The following is a 21,354-nucleotide window of genomic DNA, read 5'->3' as shown; positions in this document are numbered from 1 at the left end:
CGTCAAGATTCGCAGCATTCATAAACTGCGAATTTCCAAGACTACATTCTACACCTCGAAACCCGCTTCGAGCATGCACTTTTGCGCGAAGCAGTTCGCCTCATCTTCTTTTTCAGGATGATTGTGCGTAATTTCGATATTCTGTAAACAAATTCCTTTTTTGCCGTGATACAGCACATGCGCCAACTCATGGAAGAAAGTAAACCACATCGTCGCACGTTTTTCAAAACGGTCATGCAACTGGATTAGCGGAACATCCTTGTACCAACGATACATCCCGTGAATCGGTGCGCACTTGAAATTTTGCACGAACAAAACGCGTATCCCAATTTTGCGGCAAAGTTCCTGCAAGCCCGTCATGCAATCGTCAACAACATCGGCCTCAGGAGTCGTGTAAGTAATTTTCTTGGCTCGCTTCGGCAAAGCCTTGTTGGCAGCTGCGAATGCGATAATTTCAGGGAGCGCCGCCTTCAAGCGCTTGCGAACAGGAATCTGCTCCTGTTTTTCCATCGGGTCACGATCCGCAAGAATTTCGCCACGACGAATCCACGCAGATGCCGCATACGGATCTTTAACCTCGGCAAGAGAAATACGGAACGCCACCTTAAGACGGGCATCTTTGTAATAGCGGTCCCAAGCCTGCGGAGAAGCCACCGCAAAAAATTTGAGGAGAGGTATCAAGGATTTTTCGTCACCCTTGTCATACAGCACCCATTCGCGTACGACAACTTCCGAAGGGAAAGACTTTTTCCAAAGTGATTGATCCGAAAGCGAAGCCTTGATACGTTCGCGCGAAATAAATTCATCATACGACATTTGGCGACGCAACCAGTAAATAGCAGGTATTTCCGTAACCATTTCCAACGCAATAGCCGAATCCGGCGTTATACGGCAATTAGCCTGCAAAATATCGTTCACCGCCTTGGGCGTATAACCCATGCGTGCCGCGAGATCGTTGGCATCGAGGCCCATTTCTTCAAGCTTTTCAGCCAATTCCATTCCAGGTGAAGGAACATGCCACAATTCAATCTTTTTTTCGTTCATATTTCGGCCTATCCATGATAATTTACAATTTCAAGCATTTTTGCAATGCGTTCATTAGCCCACACAATTTGCGCAACCGGCCTCTCATTTGTACTCTTGAAAATCAACCTATACGGTTGATCCAAATCGCAAGCCCACTGCCCCGCGCGATCGCCAACCAAATCGTGATAATGTCCAGGCAATCTCCGCAGGGCTTCAAAATTGGCAGCTTCACTAATTTGAGCCAAGCGGTCAACATAACGTTGTGCACGACGCTGTCCAAGCCTTTTGAGTGCATACGCCCTATCAGTAGCGCATTTCAGCAAGTCCTTATCTTCAAAAAGAATATCCATCTCTGCCTCAAAATTTCAATATACCTATAATATAAATCAAAATTTTAATAGTAGCAATAGGTGCATTGTAAAATCAACAAGTTCCATTCCGACAAACGGAGGCTTGACAAAAAGCCCTCGCATCATTACATTCCCGTTCGGGAATATTTCAATTATTACCAGCCGTAAAACAAGCGGATATTCCCGTTCGGGAATATCAACCTTATAAAACATAAAAACAGCGTAAATTCATACCCCCTACCCGTTCAAGAATATTACATTTAATTCAAGAATTCGAAGAATCGACTATACAGGAAGCACCATGCAGTCAAGCGAATGGACAACCATCATCAAGCCCAAGACCAGCCTGCTCTCGATTGACTTCAGAGAGCTTTGGCAGTACCGCGATCTTTACCGCATGTTTGTAAAGCGCGATATCGTAACCTGGTACAAGCAAACCATTCTCGGACCGCTGTGGTTCTTTATCCAGCCAATCATGACCACCATCATGTTCATGGTCGTGTTCGGCGGAATCGCCAAAATCAGCACCGACGGGCTCCCGCAACCGCTCTTTTACCTCGCCGGCATCTGCCTTTGGACATACTTTTCGGAATGTCTGAATCAAACAAGCAAGACATTCATCGAAAACGCGAACATGTTCGGCAAAGTGTATTTTCCGCGCCTCGTCGTGCCGCTCGCAACAGTCACGAGCAACCTCGTCCGACTCAGCATCCAGATGGGATTATTCTTTATCGTCTTCGCTTATTACCTTATCTTTACCGAAGCGCCGATTCACCCCAATATTTACCTACTGCTCACCCCCGTACTCATCGCGCTAATAGCCGCACTAGCCCTCGGATTCGGAGTACTGTTCAGCAGCCTTACAACAAAGTATCGCGACCTCACCTTTTTGCTCAGCTTTATCGTTCAACTCTGGATGTACGCAACACCCGTGATTTACCCGCTCAGCACCATCGAAGACCCACGCCTCAAAACGCTCATGCAGGCAAATCCGCTCACAAGCATTATTGAGACCTTCAAATTCGGAATGCTCGGCGTCGGAGAATTCAGCTGGGCCGCACTCGGCTACACCGCTGGTTTCGCAGTATTTATCCTAGCGCTCGGAATTATCATTTTCAACAAGATACAACGAACCTTCATGGACACGGTGTAAAGAGCAACACAATTTTACGCATTATATTTCGCGGTAGCTTCCATGAGCTTGTCAAAGTCGCTCTTATAAGTCGCATCGCGAATCACTCGGAACTTATCATATTCGCCCTCGGCAAACGCCGTTGCGATTTCGTGGGTAACTTTGCCCTTGTCCTGTAAAACATCCTCTTCGTTGAACTGGAGGAATGCGTTCAGTTTTTCAACCCAGTCCTTCATGTACATCACCTGTCCACGCTTCGCCTGACGTTCCGCATAATCCAGGTACATTGTAACAATTTCGTTCAGATTCCTAATTTCTTCATGGGAAAGGTAATTTTTGGCAACAGAAACATCCGGCTTACGGATATCCCCATCGGAGGCGTTTTTCCAAGTCGTAAGCCCCATATTGAGTTTTTTACTATCGGCCCTTGAATAAATGATTTCTGCCGCAGTCTGATGCGTGACTGCATAATGCAACTTGTTCTGGACCGTCGCGAAAAAATCCTTAGTAATTGGGCTATCCAGGCTGTAGTCTGCGCTGCACCGGGCATAGATATCCGTAATCTTCTGGTAGAAACGCCGCTCGCTAGCACGGATTTCGCGAATACGCTCGAGCTGTTCCTCGAAGTAATCCTTGCCGAAGAAATTTACGGGATTTTTGAGGCGTTCGTCGTTCATGGCGAACCCCTTGATAATATATTCCTTGAGAACCTGCGTGGCCCAAATACGGAACATCGTCGCTTTCTTTGAGTTGATGCGATACCCTACCGCGATAATGGCATCGAGGTTGTAGATATTGGTATTATAGTTTTTGCCATCGGCGGCAGTTGTTTCCATTTTGGAAACAACTGAATTTTCTTGGAGTTCGCCCTCGGCAAAAATGTTCTTCAGGTGCTTTGAAATGGCGGCTTTTTGCACATCAAACAGCTCCGCCATTTTCGCCTGAGTCAGCCAAAGATTCTCGTTTTGCAGAAGGATTTCAACCTTCACCTCAGCATTATCGGTTTTATAAAGCAAAATCTCGCGCATGTACACAAATGTACACCACTCCAGTCTTTTTGTCAACCTCTTTCTTAACATTTTTCCTGAATCAATCTCCCGGCAACCCCTTTTAATCTATATTACTCAACAAGATGACCGCGATCGAATTCGAAAACATAAGCAAGCAGTACCGTCAAGCCCTATGCCCCCAAGCACCACAACATCATATACACCACAAGACGAAAAACGCGACGAAACTTTCGACGTTCTAAAGGGAATCGCCATTATTTTAATGATTATCGGGCATTGCGATTTCAGCCCGTTTCGTACGTTTATTTACTCGTTTCATATGCCACTATTCTTTTTTGTTGCGGGGTATTTTCTAAAAGAACGTCCGTTACGAAAGGAACTCTTTTTAAGCACAAAGAGACTCCTTGTTCCATACATTTTTACGGCATTTTGGCTTTGTGTCGCAACAACATGTATTAACCCAACTCGTTTAAAAAGTATAGCACTTGCCAGCCTATTAGGCTTCAGAGCCCAATACATTCCCAATTGGATTGACGCACATGTTGGGCTTCTTTGGTTTATTTTGGCAATGTTTTGGGCCAGGATTATTACATCCGTTTTAGTCAAAAGTGTCAAATCGGATTACATCTTGAGCATTATCTTTTTTTTGCTCGCCCTAATTGGGATTTTCCTGAACAAGAAAGTATTTGTCCCTTTTTGTATTCCGCAGGGAATGTGCGCAGCGGGCTTCTTATTCGTAGGGTATCTGATAAAAAAATACAAGTTTCTTGAAAGTAGCTATTTAATTCAGACATTCCCTTTTTTACTAATAATTTGGGCTTACAACTGGAGTGCCGGTGGTGTAGATATGTACTGTTGTCTCTTTAGTTCAGGATATATCTTTGACCTGATTGGGGCTTTAGGCGCTTTTGTCACTTTGTACATACTAGTCAAGCAATGTTACAATAGAAATTCTTTTTTATGGCGAAGCATTCATTTTTGGGGACGTTATAGTCTAATTATTTATTGTGTTCATTCCGTAGAACATTCTGCAGCCCTATGGAAAACTATCGTCCCTCACCTAAATATTCCGTTAGACAATCTAACTCTTCTATCTATTTTTGCTCGAATGAGCTTTGTTTTCCTTTTGACACTTCTGCTTCTTAAAATTCGTCCTGTTCGCGAATATGTATTTCAAATAAAAAAATGTAGGAATTGACAAAGTCTTTAGTTCTGCGGAATCATTATAAAAGCTACAATAAAATGTACTAAATAAGACGTCTTTCTGATGTTTAATTTAGCATTTTAGCGAGTTTTATTCGGCGCTATTCATGTATTTTTTATCTATATTATTTTTTTGATATGTCAACAGCGATCGAATTCGAAAACATCAGCAAGCAATACCGCCTGGGACTAGTGAGCACTGGGACGCTCAGTCACGACCTGAATCGGTTTTGGCAAACAAAAATATTGCACCGCGAGGACCCCTATCTCAAAGTAGGCGAAACGAACGATCGAGCACACAAAGGCTCCAGCGAATACGTGTGGGCCCTGAAGGACATCAATTTTAAAGTGGAACAGGGCGACGTCGTGGGAATTATCGGTAGGAACGGCGCCGGCAAGAGCACACTCCTCAAGCTACTGAGCCGCGTGACCGCCCCCACCACCGGCACTATCTGCGCAAGGGGCCGCATCGCAAGCCTCCTCGAAGTGGGCACCGGATTCCATCCCGAAATGACCGGCCGCGAAAACATCTACATGAACGGCGCCATCATGGGCATGACCCGCGCCGAAATCACCCGCAAGCTAGACGAAATCGTTGACTTTAGCGGATGCGAACGTTACCTCGACACCCCCGTAAAGCGCTACAGCAGCGGCATGACAGTCCGTCTCGGATTCGCCATCGCAGCGCACCTAGAGCCTGAAATTCTCGTCGTCGATGAAGTGCTCGCCGTGGGCGATGCCGAATTTCAAAAGAAGGCCATCGGCAAGATGCAAGACGTAAGCCGCGGCGAAGGCCGAACAGTGCTGTTCGTAAGCCATAACATGGGCGCAGTAAGAAACCTATGTAAAACTGGGTTAGTTTTAAACCAAGGCAAAATAGCATATACAGGAACAGCCAACGATGCTATTGATCATTATATGGGATCAAGTTTTGACAACCACGAATCACACATACTGATTGGTCAAAAGAACAGAACTCAACAATTCGTGGGCGTGAAACAAGATATTGAAATGAAAGAAATTTCAATATTGAATAAAGATCCATCAGCCATAGCAACAAATGAGCCCCTAGAATTAGAGCTTTTAATTAAACGCAATACATCGCGCTTAAAAGAATGCCAGTATTCAGTCGTAATAACAGATATTTCTGATTTGAAAGTTCTCAATATAGTAAGCAAATTGACAGAAATACCACAAGATACCGATGTATTTAAAGTCAAAATAAAGATAACCGAGCACGGGCTCCCCAAAGGAAAATACACCATAAATATCGCTGTGGGAAGAAAAAATTTTGCAGAAGCCAACATCAATTATGATGTAGCAATGAATCTACTATCATTCGAAGTGAAATTCATAGATATTGAAAATAAAATGGAATACAGCGCATGGGATAGGACCTGGGGCGTGATAGTACATAATCAAGAATGTATAGAAACCTCTATTGTTAAGTAACCTATGGAAATGAATCAAAAAAAGAAAAAAGTTTTACTTATACATATACCGTTATCTATATGTAATTTTCGCTGCCATTACTGCTATATTGCACAACGAGCGGTTCATTTTCAAGGCATTCAACCCCAAATAGACTATACACCAGAGCAAGTCGCTTACGCATTAAGACCAGAACGGTTGGGAGGCCCTTGTTTTATCAACATGTGCGCAGCAGGTGAAACTCTTCTAACAAACAATCTAGCAAAATACGTAAAGGCACTATGTAAAGAAGGGCATTTTGTAGAAGTTGTAACAAATCTATCTGTATCAAAGGCCCTAGATGAATTCTTGTCATGGGACAAGGACTTATTGAAACATCTAGAATTCAAATGCTCATTCCATTATCTAGAATTAAAAAAGAAAAATTTATTAGATAAATTTGCGGAGAATGTCAATAAAATTTGGAATGCAGGAGCCTCAGCGAATATAGAAATAACCCCTTCTGATGAATTAATCCCTTATATCGAGGAAGTAAAGGAATTTTCAATAAAACATTTTGGCGCCCTTCCCCACTTGACAATAGCAAGAAATGACAATACTAATCAAATAGAGCGTTTAACAAAATTACCTCTAGACGAATACAATAAGACTTGGAGTCAATTCGGCTCGGAATTTTGGGAGTTTAAAACATCTATATTCGGGAAAAAACAAAACAACTTTTGTTATGCCGGAGCATGGTCTGCCTACATCAATCTTGCAACAGGAGAGGCTACGGCATGCTATTGTAAGCCATCATTAGGCAACGTTTTTGAAAATCCTGATGCGCCATTTCCAGAAATTCCCGTAGGGAAATGCCCTATCGCCCATTGTTATAATGGGCATGCTTTAATGACCCAGGGCCTAATTCCGCACACCTATGAAGTTTGCTACGGGCAAATAAGAGATCGTGTAAAAGAAGGCGGCGGTCATTGGCTGCAGCCTGAGCTAAAAGCCTTTTTTGATGAAAAACTCATTGACAACAATAAAGAGTGGTCAAATATCCATAAACGAGTCTATGTAAAAACATCTAAGGTCAAAGAACTCGCCATAAGAGTCTTGCAAAAGCTACACATAAAAAAATAATCGCCATGCAAGACAAGATACTACAACTGAGGTCGATTATTCAAGACCGACTCACGCCACTAATCACACATGATTATCGGTACTTAATGATGTGCGACCACCAAAATGTCGGCGACACATTGATTATGAAGGGGGAATTTGATTTCCTTTCAACAATAAAGAGCGCAAGGTGCAAAGAATACACAACAATGTGGTCATTTGAAAACCGACACCCAGCAATTCCCAAAGACGATTTACTTATAATGAGAGGTTCCGGCAGTTTCGGGGATATATGGCCTACGGCTCCAAATTTTTGGAAGTTTGTGATGAAGAACTATCCAAAAAATCCCATTCTATTTATGCCACAAACAATACACTTCGATGATGAAAGCAAACTTGTTGAAATAGCCGATCTTATCAACAAGCACAAAAAAATCACCCTATGTGTAAGAGACAAGGAATCCTTTGACATCGCACAAAAATTTTTTAATTGCGATTCTTACCTAGTTCCGGACATGGCTTTCTACATGAATATCAAATTCCCAAGCCCCCCTCATGGCAACAATCCACGCAAAACCCTGCTAGTGAAACGAGAAGACAAAGAACATAAGCCAAGCGCTCTAATAGACAATCTTTTAAATGAAAAAGACATTACCTTTTCGGATTGGCCTACATTCAATGTGTTTGGCAAAATTGAAAAATTCAAACAGAATCTTTCCGTCCATAAGCTTTACAGGCTATACGACGCATTCATAAAGCATATATACAGCACATACATAATCAAGCAAGGCGTCAACTTTCTAGCCCCTTTTTCAAAAGTATACGCAACAAGAATGCATGCCGGCATACTAGCCATGATGATGGGCAAAGAAACAGTCTTTTTAGACAACAACTACGGGAAAATACGAAAACTATATGAAACATGGTTATATGATATAGACAATGTCTACTTGAAGTTCTAGGAACAAACACTAGTTTTTGTATATTTCTAAAAATATCTAATGTTTTTTTTACCAACCTAGCCAACCGCATATTCCCGTTCGGGAATATTTTTGTCATTTACTGAAATCCGTCCGTTGATTTTCCCGTTCGGGAATATTATATTTAGGATATGGAAATATTTAAAACTGGGGATATTTCATCCTTAATAAAAAAAAGGCGCAAAAGCCTTAATTTAACACAAGCAAACTGTGCTGCATTTTGTGGGGTTGGAATCCGTTTTTTTTCTGAGCTAGAAAACGGTAAACAATCTTTGCATCTAGGTAAAGTTCTACAAGTTTTGCAAACGCTCGGGCTAAAGCTTCACATCAACGAAAATGGGTCTGACAAATGAGACTCTCTGTTTACTTTGGCGAATCTTTAGCAGGGTATCTTTCCTCCACAGCTGAGAAAGGAATCGTCTTTTCTTACGACGCTTCATACCTTGAAGCAGAATTGCCTCAGATATCCCTTTCGCTCCCTTTAAGTCCTGCCGAGTATTCGCAAAAACAATGTCTGCCATTTTTTGAGGGGCTACTGCCCGAAGGCGATGTTAAAAGGAGAATTTCTGGCTATCTCCACATTTCCGAAACTAGTACGCTCAAGTTGCTAAACGAACTCGGAGGCGAATGTGCCGGGATGATTTCAATATTACCCGAAGGCGAACCGAACAAGACAAAAAACATCTACAAATTCAATTCGGATAACTACGAGCAAATTCCGCTTCAAAAAATATCAGATTATATACAGAACACAAACACCCGTCCTCTTCTCAAGGTCAAAGAAGAACTTCGTCTTTCACTCGCCGGCGCCCAGGAAAAGCTACCCCTTCTATACAAAGATGACAATTTCTACCTTCCACGGAAGGGGGCCCCATCCACACACATCATTAAGCCGACCGGCAATGGAGAGCTGTCCTCGCTTTCCGCAAATGAATATATCTGTATGAAACTGGCAGAAAATTCTAATTTACCTGTTCCGCATGCAGAATTTAGACAAATAGACGGCACTGAATTTCTATTAGTTGAACGTTACGACCGATTTTTTCAAGATGGTAAAGTATCCCGAATCCATCAAGAAGATACATGTCAGGCACTTGGCATTCTAAGCGATTATAAATATCAAAATGACGGCGGTCCCAGCATTGCCGACATATACAACTTGCTCAAAGCAAAAACAAGCATTCCACTTTTGGAAATGCAATCCTTCTTGCAATACGTTCTATTTAATTTGATTATCGGGAACTGCGATGCACACGGAAAAAATTATTCCATAATGTACAAGAATAATTCCATAAAGCTCACGCCTTTATATGACACCGTATGTACATTAGCTTATCCTAATTTAACAAATAAGCTTTCTATGAAAATCGGTAAACATAGTGAAATCAAAAAAGTAAACAAGGACGATTTAAGCATTCTTGCAGAACAACTTGGTTTAAAAGCAAAAACAGTCAACAACATATATTTTGAACTATTTGACAAGGTTTGCAAGGCTTTCGAAATTATTAAAACGGATATATCCTTGAGTAATCACAGCAGAACAATCGAGATTATCGAACAAAACATTACCAAAAGGAACTTGCACTAAATAACTATGCCAAATCCACTTATTTCCATCATAGTTCCCATCTACAAAGTTGAACCGTATTTACGGAGGTGCCTAGACAGCATCGTTAGTCAGACTTATACCAATTTGGAGATTATTCTAGTTGACGATGGATCGCCCGACGCTTGCCCGCAAATTTGCGACGAATATGCAATCAAAGATAAACGTATCGTAGTCCTCCATAAAGAAAATGGCGGACTGTCAGACGCAAGAAATGTCGGAACACTAAAGGCTACCGGAGAATATCTTTATTATCTAGATTCAGATGACGAACTTCCTTCAGACACCATAGAAACAATGGTTACCTCTCTGAAGGAACACCCAAAAGCAGAAACAATTATTGGGAAAATGTATTGTCCACAAAACGAGGCCTTATATAGCGAACAACTCTTTAACTCTACTCGCATATTTGAAAACAACAAAGATATTCGAGCTCATTTTTTTAGCCAAGAAAATCGCCTTCCTGTAAACGCCTGCAACAAACTCATATCCAAAAAATTCTTATTAAAAAACAACCTTTTCTTCAAAAAAGGGATAATTCACGAAGATGAACTATGGATGTTTCTTGTAATTCAAAAAGTAAAATACATCGTATGCATAAACCAAGATACATACATAAGGCATCTCAATCCAGGTTCAATTATGACAGCATCTTCTAATGAGAAAAGAAATGAATCATGGAGTATTATACTAACAGAAATATTCAACAGAATAGATTCTCTCTTCTTCAAAAAACAATTTCTTAAGAATCTACGGCAGCTCAACAATATTTATTCTCACATAACAAATCAACAAAAAAAACAATTTAAAAAGGTCTGGACAAGCGTCATTAAATGCGCAAAACAAAACAAGCATCCTTTTTTAGCATTATCTGTTTTTTTTCACTGGAGATTCTTTAATATTTTAAAAGGACACGGATCAGGATTCATTTTATGGTTTATTCTAGAAAAAATCCCATAAAAACCTTAATAATAATTTCAACACTATAAACAAGTCAACTACTTTTAACCATAAGAACATTTCATTTGTAAGAGGGAATAAAATTTGGCAACACATTCTTCACCGCAAATATCAGTCATTGTTCCTGTTTACAAAACACCCTTGAACTATTTCAAAGAGTGCCTAGACTCTCTCTATAATCAAACTTTGCAAGATGCTGAATTCATTCTCGTTTTTGACGGAGAAAACAAAGACCTTTTTTCTATAAGCAACACATATAAAGAAAAAGATGACCGTTTTAAAATATTTATTCAACCTCATCTAGGTGTTTCGGCCACTCGAAATTTCGGTATAAAACAGGCAAAAGGAGAATACATAACATTCGTTGATGCTGATGATTTATTATATTCAAAAAACACTCTTGAAACAAGCTACCAAAAAGTTCAACTATTTAATAGCGATATCATTTTATTCGATTGGTGTATTGGAGAAAAAGCTGAAAAAAAATTGATGAGCAAAGATACAAGCATAATATCCACAAAAGATCGTGACTACTATTTAAAACAATGCATACATATTCAAAATCCAGCCTTTTCGGGTGCCCCTTGGGCAAAATTTTTTAGTCGAGATTTTATATTAAAAAACAATATTTTTTTTAGCGACAAATGTACCATTGGACAAGATAGAGTTTTCAACTACAAAGCAATATCTTCAACAAATAAAATTTCGTATATTAGCTTAATTTTCTACAAATACATAATCAACGAAGAATCCGCGACACAGCGATTCCGACCAAACTACCTGCCAACCGGACTTAATTATGTAGAAGAACTAGCAAATCTTTCAGAGGGAAAATTTAATTCTTTTATCGGTAGAGAAGTACTAACTCTCTTTTACCAATCTTGGGATAGAGATTACATGAATCCACAAAATAAAAAAGATCTCTTTTTGCGCATGAAAGAATTAACACGAGACGCAAAATCCCAAAGATTTCAATCATTAATAATAAATGTCGATACAAAAGGATGTTCATTATTATTTAAATTAGAAACTATGCTTTTGCAACACAAAATTACATTTTGGATATATATTCATGGACTTAAAAGATTATTTGGAGCATAACTATGAAACTTTTTTTTCTTTATATCATTGAAGCTGATTTAAGTTCCGGTTCAGGAAAATGCGCTTTTGAGTTAATAAAATTACTCAAAAGCAAAACGGACTTTGAACCTATAGTTATAACACAATTTCACAATAATCTTAATGACGCCTGCAACACATTAAATGTAAAAAACTATTATGTACATTATGCAAGAACATGCAGTTTTGGCATGGGATGGCTAGGATGGCTCATTGCATTCTGTTGTCGACCGTTTCTAAATTATTTTTCATATCATAAATTAAAAAAACACATCCATTTTGAAAAAATTTCACTAATTCATTCTAATTCGTCATCCATTGACTTTGGAGCCTATTTACACAAGAAACTTAAAATTCCTCACATTTGGCAAATTCGTGAATTTCTAGTATTCAAACATTATTGGAAACCAATTATATACAAATTACCTCAATACATAATTAATAATTCAACATCAATAATTACCGTTTCTAAGCAACTAGAAACTTTTATCAAAAAAAATAATACATATGCAAATGTAAAAACGATCTATGACGGAGTACATAAACCAATTAAACTAGAACAAAAAAATCCAAATGAAGGAATACTAAAATTAGTTTGTGTAGGAAATTTAGCACCATTAAAAGGACAGGATTTTTTATTAAAAGCGTTGGCTCTTCTTCCCAATGATATTTCAAAAAACATTTCTGTCGATTTTTATGGTTCTTTCGTAGGTGATTTTAAAAATGATTTGCAGAAAATCATCAAAGATTTTTCCATTACATTGCCCATTCATTTTAAAGGATTTCACAACGACATATCTAAAATCCTTCCTAATTACGATATCGGAATTCATCCCTCCCACACAGAAGGTTTTTCTCGAGTCACAATAGAATATATGTTTGCAGGCCTATGTATTATAGGAAACGGAAACACAACAATTCAAGAACAAATCAGCAATCAAAAAACAGGATTGCTATACGAAGATAATGCCCCACAATCTCTTGCCAATCAAATTGTTTTTTGCTATCAAAACAGGGAAAAAATGGCAGAAATGGGAAATCAAGCGCAACTTGATGCCATTAACAAATATGACATCGGTAAAAATTTTTACAACATTATAAAAGAATATAATCTAACAATACATTAACCATGCTCATTTCAATTGCACTAGCAACATACAACGGTGAAAAATATATTCGCGAGCAGCTCGACTCGATTTTATTACAATCATATACAAATTTTGAATTAATCATTTGTGATGATCATTCCACCGATTCAACCATAGATATCATCAAATCTTATTTAGAGAAAGACTCTCGTATTTCTTTATATCAAAACGAAATAAATATAGGTTTTTTAAAAAACTTCGAAAAAATATTATCGTTTTGCAAAGGGGATTACATCGCTTGCTGTGATCAAGATGACATATGGAACAAAAACCATTTAGAAACACTAATCAGCAATATTGACAAAAACGACTGCATTGGAGCTAATGCAGAACTAGTTGATGAAAAGCTAATTTCCTTAAACAAAACATTATCTCAATCAATGGATATCTATATAAAACCATATTCAGACAACATGCTATTCCAAAGAGAATGCTACCATAATTTAATCCAAGGTACAGCAAGCCTATTTTCAAACAATCTTTTACAATACATATTACCCTTTCCTCAAGGCATAAAATTTCATGATCATTGGATTGCATTAAACGCTTGCATTCGAGGTGGTTGTAAATACATTCCTGAAACAATTCTCCAATATCGCTGTCATTCACAAAACATAACTGGATATCAAAAATTCAATTTTTTTCATGCACTACAAACCATAAAGCATTCCGCTAAATATCGCAAAACGATCTACGCTCACAATTTAGCCATGCTACAAGCAATTCTTCCAACCACAAACGACATACAAAAAAAAGAAATCGTTCAAAAAGCAATTAAGTTCTTTTCAAATCTTTCCAAAAACCAACATAAATTTGCTACTGCATTTTTCTACATAAAAAATTACGAATCTATAACACTTTGTCCTAGACGAAAATGGAAACTATTTTTTTATAGAGTCTTCTGCATTTTAATGTTTGGAATTATGCAATAAATCGTATAACAGGAATTCAAATTTTGTATATGCAAACCACAACTTAGCGAACGCCATCTGCAAAGCACTCGCCTTTTTATATTTTCTTAAAAACAGTTCTGCACTTTTTAAAAGCACCGCATGTTGTTGCGACCAGCGACGATATGTTTTTGAGATACTAACATGATGATTATGCACATAGGAACAATCTAATCGCAACACCGTTTTCAATCCGGCATTATCAAATTTTTGCGCCAAAACAGGTTCTTCATAATAGAGAAAAAATTCTTCGTCATACATGCCATATTTAAGCATTTTTTTCAAATCTACCATCAATAACGAGCCGGGAACAGCAAACACAAAAACTGAATTTTGTCCTTCAAAAAAGCTCTTTGGATAAGAACGAATCTTTAACCATACTTCAAAAAATAAACTCGTCGCCAGTATATATTGCATTGTACTGCAATTTTTCCATGCGCAATCAGGAGAATTCGACTGTTTAGCAGAAACAACAGCAACAGTTAAATCCTCTAGAAAAGATTGAAGGAATTTGCGGATACACTCTTCGCTAAATAAAACATCAGGATTGGCAATAATCGAATAGTCCACATTCAAGATTTCAGATGAATAACGCAAACCTACATTATTTCCCGCTCCATACCCTCCATTTTGAGGGGCCTTAATTACGTGAATTTTTTCGTTCTTATACCTTAACAACTTTTCCCAAGAATCATCTGTAGAGCAATTGTCAACAACAACAATAAAATCTAAAATACTATAATCTTTTATACACTCCAACAAATTTATTGTTGTGAGTGCATCATTGTAATTCAGTATAATGCAAGAAATCTTCAAAGACTGCATTTAGTTTTTCCCATATATTTTTTTCAGTTCACAATAACGAACATTTATATCATATTTAGAAGATTGAATTTCGCAGCATCTATTAACAGAGTCAAAACAGACTATAGAAGACTTCCATATTTTCGATTTAAAACAATTCAATTGGTCATAAAAATTGGTTACAAAAACTTCCTTCGTCACATTTTCACTTACCACGCACGGCAGTCCCGAATATTGAGCTTCCACGAGCGTAAGCGGCAACCCTTCCCATAACGACGGAAAAACAAATACATCCATAGCACTATAGAACGGAGCAGGATCTTTCTGGAGTCCAGCAAATACAACAGCTTCTGCAAGACCTAAAGATCCTACTTTCTGTCGAATATTATCTTGCAAAGGTCCGTCACCGAGTAGCAACAATTTTGCATTCGGTTTCTGCTTATGGACCTCACTAAATACATCTATCAAAAAATTGTGATTCTTTTGCGGATAGAATCGCCCCACATGTCCAATTACAAAATCATCATCCTTTATTCCGTACTGTTTGCGGATCTCACGGCGTGCGCATTCACTAAACTTAAATCGTTCCGGGTCAATCGCATTTGGGAGAATCGTTACCTTACCTTTCTTTACGGCATTTTTACCCCATCCGTTAATTGCAGCAGCCTCGCCACAGGCTAGCCAATGCGTCGCGAAAAGTTTGCAAGGGACACGCAATAAAAAACAAAGAAGTTTCTTTATAAGGTGGTTCGGCAGGCTCACCAACCTTATTCTAGGCCCTTCGGCTTGACTCAAGGACCTTACACTATATGCCTGGTGATGGTGGGCAATGCGTTTTTTCACGCCGGCAAGCATTGCAATAAAGCACACATAGCTGTTCAAAAACCAATCTAAATGGCAATGAATAACGTCGTAATGCCCACGCTTAAAAAGTTTATACATCATCCATAGATGCTTTAGCGGATGATGCACCTTGTCTGGAATCTGAATGCAATTGATTCCAGCCTCGTTGAAACGTTCCAAAATTTGCGGATTCGGTTCGTACTGGTACAGCAAATCAAAATGAATGTCGCGCATTCGCGAACAGTAGTTCAAAACAACTTGTTCAGAACCGCCACCCACAATTCCGTGCAGCACCTGACAAACGCGAATATTTTGAGAATTAAGCATAAAAATTTCAGATTTTTCACTTTGAGTCAAAGCCCAAAATTCTCTCACATTGCACATTCTTTATCAGATTACTTTTCTTTTAGACTAAGAACAGTTTCAACAGGAATTCCATAAGCCTTAGCAATAACATCTGGTGCAACTTTTTGAACAAGTAAAGATTTTATAGCTTCAACCCTTTCCTTTTCTCTATCGGCACGTCCTTTTTCAACACCTTTCACAACGCCTTTCTCATAACTTTCATCAATAGCGTCACTATATGCGTAGAGAAAATCTTTCATATTCGCCTGCCTGATTAAGAGTTCGTCGTTTGCCGAGTCACATTCAATTCGCCTTAGGGCGTCCTCGAAAGTCGGATTATCGAATTCAGGCAGTGAACTTGAAGAACCGGCATTCTTCAAAATGTAAAGCCAACGATCCTCATCGTTTTCGAGTTTGTCTTTCGGCTTATTAAATTTGGTTAGGTCTACAATAATATACTTATTTTTCGTGGAAATTGGAACACAACCTTCTTTGCCAACGCTAGACAGATTATAAAGACAGACTTCATCACGATAAACATTCTCCATAAACTGAACAGGATAATCTAAAATCCAAATGGAATAGATTTCGGGTAATTTATAACGGTATTTTTTCTTTTGGGCATCAGGAAGATTCCGAAAATCAATTTCCTTGTTGTAGTCGTTTTTTGAACGCAGCAGCAAAAATGCATTATATATCATCATGCGGTCAACATAGTCGTTCAGTTTAAGTTGCTGCATTTCAACATCAATACGCTTTCCGGCCTTGGTTCGAGCTCCGATATCAAACTTGACGCGATATGGTTCGGGCAAACGAAATATTTCTTCTTGTTGAACCGTGTAAGTCAGAGACTGAATTGTATTCTCCCCATCTAGGTGCAAAATTGCATTTAAAAAATTCACAAGCGCATCCTCGCTATCAAACAAAGCCCTAAACGCCGGGTCGCATTTCGGGTCAAGATATTTTTGCCCCTCAAACTGTTTTCTGGCACTTTCAATATCATTTCGTTGTTCGAAAGTTTCAAACAGGCATTATTCATCTATATTCACTCTAAAATCTCCATTTTTTTTGAATGGAAAAACGCTCTCCATCCATATAATTAACACGCTTTTATGAAGATTTTGGACTAAAAAATATTGTAATTTTTACAATACAATCAATTTAATATCACCACCGGAACCCAGTGGGCATAATATTTCCGGCGTGTTTCGGGAGTCCCCAAAATTGGTCGATGCGCCCCTTGCACTATAAATTGTACGTCAGGAAATTTTTTTATTAACTTCGCAATTTCTTTTAAGATATTTTGCAAAATTTCTTCAGAACCATATTTCGAACCGTGAATCGTCAAAGCCATGGTTCTATAATCAGGTATCATCAACAACGGTTCAATTCTATCAAGCATATCGACTACAACGAGCGAGTCTAGAGAATCCGCCCGAAATTCAACTTTTTCCGCATGGGCTGTTACATTTTTCAGCCTCTTATGAATCGCGTATTCATGCGGAACATCCTTAAATACGGCAAATTCTTTTGCCAGTTTTTTTTCGTCAAACGGAACGCCCCAAGCATCGATCAAAATCAAAACACGTTTCTCTTTGTGGCGTTCTATTTGCAACGTTACAGGTACTTTATCTAAGATCTTGTATTTACTGAGATATTCTTGCGAAAGAGAATCTTCGTGAATGGCGCCCTGCATGTGCCAAGGTTTTTCCTGTTTCCCCATGAAATCAGAACCCATAACATAAGAAAGCGGAATAACAAACACAATGAACGCTAGAAATACCGCTAAATTAATCTTCTGCATTTTTTTCATCAGACACCTCGCGATATTTCAAAATCATCAAATCACCAAACGTCTGTACCGTATCAACGCTCAAATTCTTATGGTAATGGATTTTGTAGAACAACTGGTAAATAGGAGAATTTCCCATTTCGATTGTATAAACATTGTCTTTGACAATATCACGTAACGGATTTTCAACGCCCCGTTTTTCAAGTTCACGTTTCATCCCCGGCAGGTTAATATTCCAATATCCAATCGGGATTATATTCTGCCAGCTACTAGGCTTTGCAGCCTCATACGGAGCATTCTTGACAAGACCAAGATCCTTATATTGATAAAAAGAAAGCAAATAAACATCGCCTATATTTTTATTTGCATACTCCAAAAATTCACGCCAGTCCTTGGACATTTCGGGCACAGCAAAAACGGCGCGATTCCGATCTTCTTTCGGCAACGAAAGAATCGTACCCGCTAAAAACACTAACGCAAACAACGATACAATTATCGGCAAACGGCTGGAAATTTTACTAGAAACACCCGCAACAGTATTGTCCTTTTGTAAAAGCGGGATTCCCATAACCGCGGCATAAAGCCAGATTCCCATTTCTACATGCGATACCAAGCGATTCAATTGCAGCAAATACATATACGAAGCCACAACCAACACAAGTGAGCCCCAAGGGTACATCCTAGACTTTTTTCCCGTAAACAAAAGAATCAATATGCAAATAAAACACCAGCACCACGCCATATTCCGCGTAAAAGCATTGGAAATTCCCATAGCAACCGCTGCGGGTAAACGTTGCTTGTTTTCAACATAAACATTTCTATTTGCAATCTTGATAATAGCATCCAAGCTATCGGCGCTAAAAACTTGTGTGTCATAAAAATTCCAAGCACACAACAATTTAAAATCAAGCGGAATCATTCCCCGTTCTTCAAGTTCATCAGATATAGCTTCTTTATCATAATGAGCGCCATCACCAAAAAAAGACCGCTTATATTGATATGCCTTATAATACTTATATTCTGGATCGTTGTACAAATTTTCATCGAATGTATTTACGCCATAAATAGCAAGTCCGCAAAAAGCGAGAGCGATCAACGTTTTTTTCGGTACAGCCTTGAACGGGAAATGCGCCCACAAAAGCAAAGTTCCCAGAAACGGAATCACCAATAGAAACATCTGAAAACGCAACATGGCGCCCAAAATCAACAAAATACAGCCAGCAGCTAACCACAACGTTTTTTCACGAATGCTTCCTTTAATAAACAGAATCGCCCCACTCGCCGCAAGCAATGGCGCGCAAATCGTAAAGGAAACCGATGCGTAAAATTCTATGGCAACAGCACTCAGCAACATTGCCAAAGGCACTCCCAAGCGAAATCCCAACTGCCGAATCAAGCAATAAGAAAATAGGGTAAACGCTCCAAAAATGGTCGCCATCTGAAAAATATAAAACCAGCCAACACTCGGGAACAAATAATAGAGCGGCATCAAGCAATAGGCAAGCGCACCATTGACAAATACCAAATGCGGATCGAACTCAGAACCATACGCCCCCGTCAAAACGGTAGCCATAAAATAATCGTCAAGAGCGCCATAGCGGAAAACCCCTAAAACGGCGAAAACAGCAAATAAAACAAAATTTAGGCCTAAAGCAGCAATTATTTTAGAATACTTCATTTTTCCCCAAACAAGAATTTATCGTACTGAACACTTCGTTCACGAAGTAAACTGTCTAAAGTCTGACGGCCATAAAGTTCCAGCATGGTAAGACTATCCGAAAAAAGCGAACGCCCCAAAGCAATACCACGACTTTTAAGTTCAAAACCCATCGCCTCTAACAACGTGGGGAACATGTCTAAAGAAGAATATTGACGCGGCTTCATCGACTTTCGAACGCTAGAATTAATTATAAAATTAGTCCAATAAAGAGAATCCTGTGGCGGAACATTTGCTTTTACTGATAAGACGGACATCGTATGATCACCCATAACAGAAATCACCGTATTTTCATACCAAGGCTGATCTTTAGCCCATGATATAAAATCATAAAGTTGCTTAGAAGAACACCGAATGGCCTTTGGCAATTTTCCATCAACATTCTTGAATTCTTTTTCACAAGCACCATCCACGTAGCCTTCAGGTTGATGAGTGTCTATCGTAAGCATATACAAAGCAAAAGGTTTTCCTTGCTTATATAAGCTATCCAGTTCTTCTCTCGCAAATTGATAAAGTTTTCTATCCTCAAATCCCCAAAAAACATGGTAATCATTTGGAATTTTTCCAACACCTTTATAATATTCAATATCATGAACAGCCACGTTCCCGTGCACAGTCCAAAAAGTCCTCTTTTGTGTAAAATCGCCACTAGATCCCTGCATATAAACTTGATTATAGTTTTTGTCGGCAAGCACATTCATTAAACATTTCGCCCCCGGCAAATACGTGGGTAATTTGCCTAAATATTCGCCTATCCCCATAGGCATGTTCAAAGGTATTCCGCAAAGTTTCCCTGTAATTCCAGCAATAGTCCAACTAGTTCCAGATACGCTTTCTCCACCGGGTGCAAAATTCGTATGCTCTTTTTCCAATGAATTAATTTCCGGTGTGTATTGAGCAAAATTTGTTTCCATGGATTCTAGTAAAATAACAATCAGATTTTTAGGGTTCTCCGACGAAATTTGAATAGAATCAGGATGGATATAGTGATTTCTGTAGAGCTCGGAATCAACAGGTTGTTGGAATAAAGCTTTGAAAGGAGTACTCATTACAATTCCCGGCAAAACAAAAGAGAGAATTGCGCAATAAACCAATAAAAATATGGTTGAGATTTTCAGTATTTGGTTAAAATATTCTTTTATGGTTGGACCCATAATTATCGCTTTGATTTTCCAAAGTGTAAAACGTAAAGCTATTTTTTGTCGTTTTAAGATAATTGAAATTACCAATTCACAAACAAGAATTATAGAAAGGAACTTTATGGCGGGATTGCAAGCCTTACTCCAAAAAGACGAAAGAACAAATTCTTCTGCGCCCTCATTAGTTCCTGCAAAAAGCGTAAAAAGTACAGCTTCTATGTTAGATAGCGGGAATGTGTCAATTGCCCAAGGAATAACCTGAATATATAAAACCAAAAATACTTGAAGGACAAAATTAAAAAAGAAAAAACCCGTTGTTTTTATTTCGGATATACGGAATTGGTCGTGAAAACCATCACTTATAAGGGGAAAATTTTTATATGACGCCAAAAAAAGAAATAATAGGCAAGCATAAACCGCACCAAAATATGAAATTGCAATAGGAGCCGCCCCTCCCAGATAAAGCACATAATCGTAATTGTAGAATAAAATGTAAAATATAACAGGTATAGTAAAAAAAGCCAAAAGCCTCTTTTTAAAGCCATGGCAAAAAAGAACCGAAAATAAAGCCGCCAAAATTAAGGACAATAAAAAATGAAACGTATAATTGTACATATTGGCAAAAAGTATTTCTTAAAGCGTTTTAATTCAACCTGAAATCTAATAAAAAAAGAGACCTCCCAATCGGAGATCTCTTT

20 protein-coding genes are annotated in these 21,354 nt (G+C 38.7%); 11 read left to right on the top strand and 9 right to left on the bottom strand.

The genetic code is table 11. The features are described 5' to 3' along the window. Positions 1-48 precede the first annotated feature (48 nt). Together HUF13_RS01680 and HUF13_RS01675 are read right to left on the bottom strand one after the other, a co-directional pair. Positions 49-1,044: an ImmA/IrrE family metallo-endopeptidase gene (locus HUF13_RS01680; protein WP_173473515.1), complete on the bottom strand. Its 996-nt coding sequence runs from the start codon at positions 1,042-1,044 to the stop codon at positions 49-51. An 8-nt stretch (positions 1,045-1,052) separates the two neighbouring features. Then, positions 1,053-1,376 (bottom strand): type II toxin-antitoxin system RelE/ParE family toxin, encoded by a 324-nt coding sequence (locus tag HUF13_RS01675; RefSeq protein WP_173473514.1) that lies wholly within the window; start codon positions 1,374-1,376, stop codon positions 1,053-1,055. Positions 1,377-1,677: 301 nt separating this feature from the next. Here HUF13_RS01675 and HUF13_RS01670 point away from each other — a divergent pair, with 301 nt between their 5' ends. Beyond that, positions 1,678-2,529 (top strand): ABC transporter permease, encoded by an 852-nt coding sequence (locus tag HUF13_RS01670; RefSeq protein WP_173473513.1) that lies wholly within the window; start codon positions 1,678-1,680, stop codon positions 2,527-2,529. A 14-nt stretch (positions 2,530-2,543) separates the two neighbouring features. Here the strand turns inward: HUF13_RS01670 and HUF13_RS01665 are convergent, their stop codons facing one another. After that, positions 2,544-3,536, bottom strand: coding sequence for a virulence RhuM family protein (locus HUF13_RS01665; protein WP_173473512.1), 993 nt, complete (start codon positions 3,534-3,536; stop codon positions 2,544-2,546). Between HUF13_RS01665 and HUF13_RS01660 the strand changes: the two genes are divergently transcribed. From HUF13_RS01660 to HUF13_RS01615, 10 genes are all read left to right on the top strand, one after another. After that, positions 3,535-4,716 carry an acyltransferase family protein gene (locus HUF13_RS01660; RefSeq protein ID WP_173473511.1) on the top strand — a complete coding sequence of 394 codons (1,182 nt, stop codon included), beginning with the start codon at positions 3,535-3,537 and terminating at the stop codon, positions 4,714-4,716. The genes HUF13_RS01665 and HUF13_RS01660 overlap by 2 nt on opposite strands. 143 nt (positions 4,717-4,859) lie before the next feature. Continuing rightward, entirely contained in the window at positions 4,860-6,173 is a 1,314-nt protein-coding gene (locus HUF13_RS01655) for a polysaccharide ABC transporter ATP-binding protein (protein WP_173473510.1), read from the top strand. 3 nt (positions 6,174-6,176) lie between these two features. Beyond that, on the top strand, positions 6,177-7,274 hold the full coding sequence (locus HUF13_RS01650) for a radical SAM protein (protein WP_173473509.1): 1,098 nt from the start codon (positions 6,177-6,179) through the stop codon (positions 7,272-7,274). 5 nt (positions 7,275-7,279) lie between these two features. After that, positions 7,280-8,215: a polysaccharide pyruvyl transferase family protein gene (locus HUF13_RS01645; protein WP_369697069.1), complete on the top strand. Its 936-nt coding sequence runs from the start codon at positions 7,280-7,282 to the stop codon at positions 8,213-8,215. Positions 8,216-8,364: 149 nt separating this feature from the next. Continuing rightward, entirely contained in the window at positions 8,365-8,586 is a 222-nt protein-coding gene (locus tag HUF13_RS17530; RefSeq protein ID WP_173473507.1) for a helix-turn-helix transcriptional regulator, read from the top strand. After that, positions 8,583-9,821, top strand: a complete 1,239-nt coding sequence (locus HUF13_RS01635) for a type II toxin-antitoxin system HipA family toxin (protein ID WP_173473506.1) — start codon at positions 8,583-8,585, stop codon at positions 9,819-9,821. The genes HUF13_RS17530 and HUF13_RS01635 overlap by 4 nt, the downstream gene beginning before the upstream one ends. Positions 9,822-9,827: 6 nt before the next feature. Further along, complete coding sequence (locus HUF13_RS01630) at positions 9,828-10,799, top strand: glycosyltransferase family 2 protein (protein ID WP_173473505.1); 972 nt, start codon at positions 9,828-9,830, stop codon at positions 10,797-10,799. An 84-nt stretch (positions 10,800-10,883) separates the two neighbouring features. After that, positions 10,884-11,900 (top strand): glycosyltransferase, encoded by a 1,017-nt coding sequence (locus HUF13_RS01625; protein ID WP_173473504.1) that lies wholly within the window; start codon positions 10,884-10,886, stop codon positions 11,898-11,900. 2 nt (positions 11,901-11,902) lie between these two features. Beyond that, positions 11,903-13,045 (top strand): glycosyltransferase, encoded by a 1,143-nt coding sequence (locus HUF13_RS01620; RefSeq protein ID WP_173473503.1) that lies wholly within the window; start codon positions 11,903-11,905, stop codon positions 13,043-13,045. A gap of 2 nt (positions 13,046-13,047) precedes the next feature. Next, the gene (locus HUF13_RS01615; protein ID WP_173473502.1) at positions 13,048-13,998 is read left to right on the top strand and encodes a glycosyltransferase family 2 protein; all 951 of its coding nucleotides are present in this window, start codon (positions 13,048-13,050) and stop codon (positions 13,996-13,998) included. Here HUF13_RS01615 and HUF13_RS01610 read toward each other — a convergent pair. The 6 genes from HUF13_RS01610 to HUF13_RS01585 form a co-directional block, all read right to left on the bottom strand. Further along, positions 13,975-14,841 (bottom strand): glycosyltransferase family 2 protein, encoded by an 867-nt coding sequence (locus HUF13_RS01610; RefSeq protein ID WP_173473501.1) that lies wholly within the window; start codon positions 14,839-14,841, stop codon positions 13,975-13,977. The two genes, HUF13_RS01615 and HUF13_RS01610, sit on opposite strands and share 24 nt — an antisense overlap. Then, the gene (locus HUF13_RS01605; protein ID WP_173473500.1) at positions 14,842-15,990 is read right to left on the bottom strand and encodes a glycosyltransferase; all 1,149 of its coding nucleotides are present in this window, start codon (positions 15,988-15,990) and stop codon (positions 14,842-14,844) included. It abuts the gene before it with no gap. A 68-nt stretch (positions 15,991-16,058) separates the two neighbouring features. After that, on the bottom strand, positions 16,059-17,006 hold the full coding sequence (locus tag HUF13_RS01600; RefSeq protein ID WP_304038698.1) for an Rpn family recombination-promoting nuclease/putative transposase: 948 nt from the start codon (positions 17,004-17,006) through the stop codon (positions 16,059-16,061). A gap of 158 nt (positions 17,007-17,164) precedes the next feature. Then, positions 17,165-17,812 carry a hypothetical protein gene (locus HUF13_RS01595; RefSeq protein WP_173473499.1) on the bottom strand — a complete coding sequence of 216 codons (648 nt, stop codon included), beginning with the start codon at positions 17,810-17,812 and terminating at the stop codon, positions 17,165-17,167. Beyond that, on the bottom strand, positions 17,799-19,478 hold the full coding sequence (locus tag HUF13_RS01590) for a hypothetical protein (RefSeq protein WP_173473498.1): 1,680 nt from the start codon (positions 19,476-19,478) through the stop codon (positions 17,799-17,801). Before HUF13_RS01590 ends, HUF13_RS01595 begins: the two co-directional genes overlap by 14 nt. Continuing rightward, positions 19,475-21,271, bottom strand: a complete 1,797-nt coding sequence (locus HUF13_RS01585; RefSeq protein WP_173473497.1) for a sulfatase-like hydrolase/transferase — start codon at positions 21,269-21,271, stop codon at positions 19,475-19,477. Before HUF13_RS01585 ends, HUF13_RS01590 begins: the two co-directional genes overlap by 4 nt. Positions 21,272-21,354: the final 83 nt, after the last annotated feature.

The sequence above is a fragment of the Fibrobacter succinogenes genome, from assembly GCF_902779965.1.
GTDB classification, from domain to species: domain Bacteria; phylum Fibrobacterota; class Fibrobacteria; order Fibrobacterales; family Fibrobacteraceae; genus Fibrobacter; species Fibrobacter succinogenes_F.
This window is presented reverse-complemented; position numbering and strand designations above follow the sequence as displayed.

Bases quoted from the DNA above. Each gene is read 5' to 3' on its own strand.
- HUF13_RS01645 (WP_369697069.1), top strand. From the start codon at position 7,280: ATGCAAGACAAGATACTACAACTGAGGTCGATTATTCAAGACCGACTC.
- HUF13_RS01595 (WP_173473499.1), bottom strand. From the start codon at position 17,812: ATGCAGAAGATTAATTTAGCGGTATTTCTAGCGTTCATTGTGTTTGTT.
- HUF13_RS01620 (WP_173473503.1), top strand. From the start codon at position 11,903: ATGAAACTTTTTTTTCTTTATATCATTGAAGCTGATTTAAGTTCCGGT.
- HUF13_RS01675 (WP_173473514.1), bottom strand. From the start codon at position 1,376: ATGGATATTCTTTTTGAAGATAAGGACTTGCTGAAATGCGCTACTGAT.
- HUF13_RS01615 (WP_173473502.1), top strand. From the start codon at position 13,048: ATGCTCATTTCAATTGCACTAGCAACATACAACGGTGAAAAATATATT.
- HUF13_RS01665 (WP_173473512.1), bottom strand. From the start codon at position 3,536: ATGCGCGAGATTTTGCTTTATAAAACCGATAATGCTGAGGTGAAGGTT.
- HUF13_RS01610 (WP_173473501.1), bottom strand. From the start codon at position 14,841: ATGCAGTCTTTGAAGATTTCTTGCATTATACTGAATTACAATGATGCA.
- HUF13_RS01635 (WP_173473506.1), top strand. From the start codon at position 8,583: ATGAGACTCTCTGTTTACTTTGGCGAATCTTTAGCAGGGTATCTTTCC.
- HUF13_RS01590 (WP_173473498.1), bottom strand. From the start codon at position 19,478: ATGAAGTATTCTAAAATAATTGCTGCTTTAGGCCTAAATTTTGTTTTA.
- HUF13_RS01630 (WP_173473505.1), top strand. From the start codon at position 9,828: ATGCCAAATCCACTTATTTCCATCATAGTTCCCATCTACAAAGTTGAA.
- HUF13_RS01605 (WP_173473500.1), bottom strand. From the start codon at position 15,990: ATGCTTAATTCTCAAAATATTCGCGTTTGTCAGGTGCTGCACGGAATT.
- HUF13_RS01650 (WP_173473509.1), top strand. From the start codon at position 6,177: ATGGAAATGAATCAAAAAAAGAAAAAAGTTTTACTTATACATATACCG.
- HUF13_RS01660 (WP_173473511.1), top strand. From the start codon at position 3,535: ATGTACACAAATGTACACCACTCCAGTCTTTTTGTCAACCTCTTTCTT.
- HUF13_RS01680 (WP_173473515.1), bottom strand. From the start codon at position 1,044: ATGAACGAAAAAAAGATTGAATTGTGGCATGTTCCTTCACCTGGAATG.
- HUF13_RS01670 (WP_173473513.1), top strand. From the start codon at position 1,678: ATGCAGTCAAGCGAATGGACAACCATCATCAAGCCCAAGACCAGCCTG.
- HUF13_RS17530 (WP_173473507.1), top strand. From the start codon at position 8,365: ATGGAAATATTTAAAACTGGGGATATTTCATCCTTAATAAAAAAAAGG.
- HUF13_RS01585 (WP_173473497.1), bottom strand. From the start codon at position 21,271: ATGTACAATTATACGTTTCATTTTTTATTGTCCTTAATTTTGGCGGCT.
- HUF13_RS01655 (WP_173473510.1), top strand. From the start codon at position 4,860: ATGTCAACAGCGATCGAATTCGAAAACATCAGCAAGCAATACCGCCTG.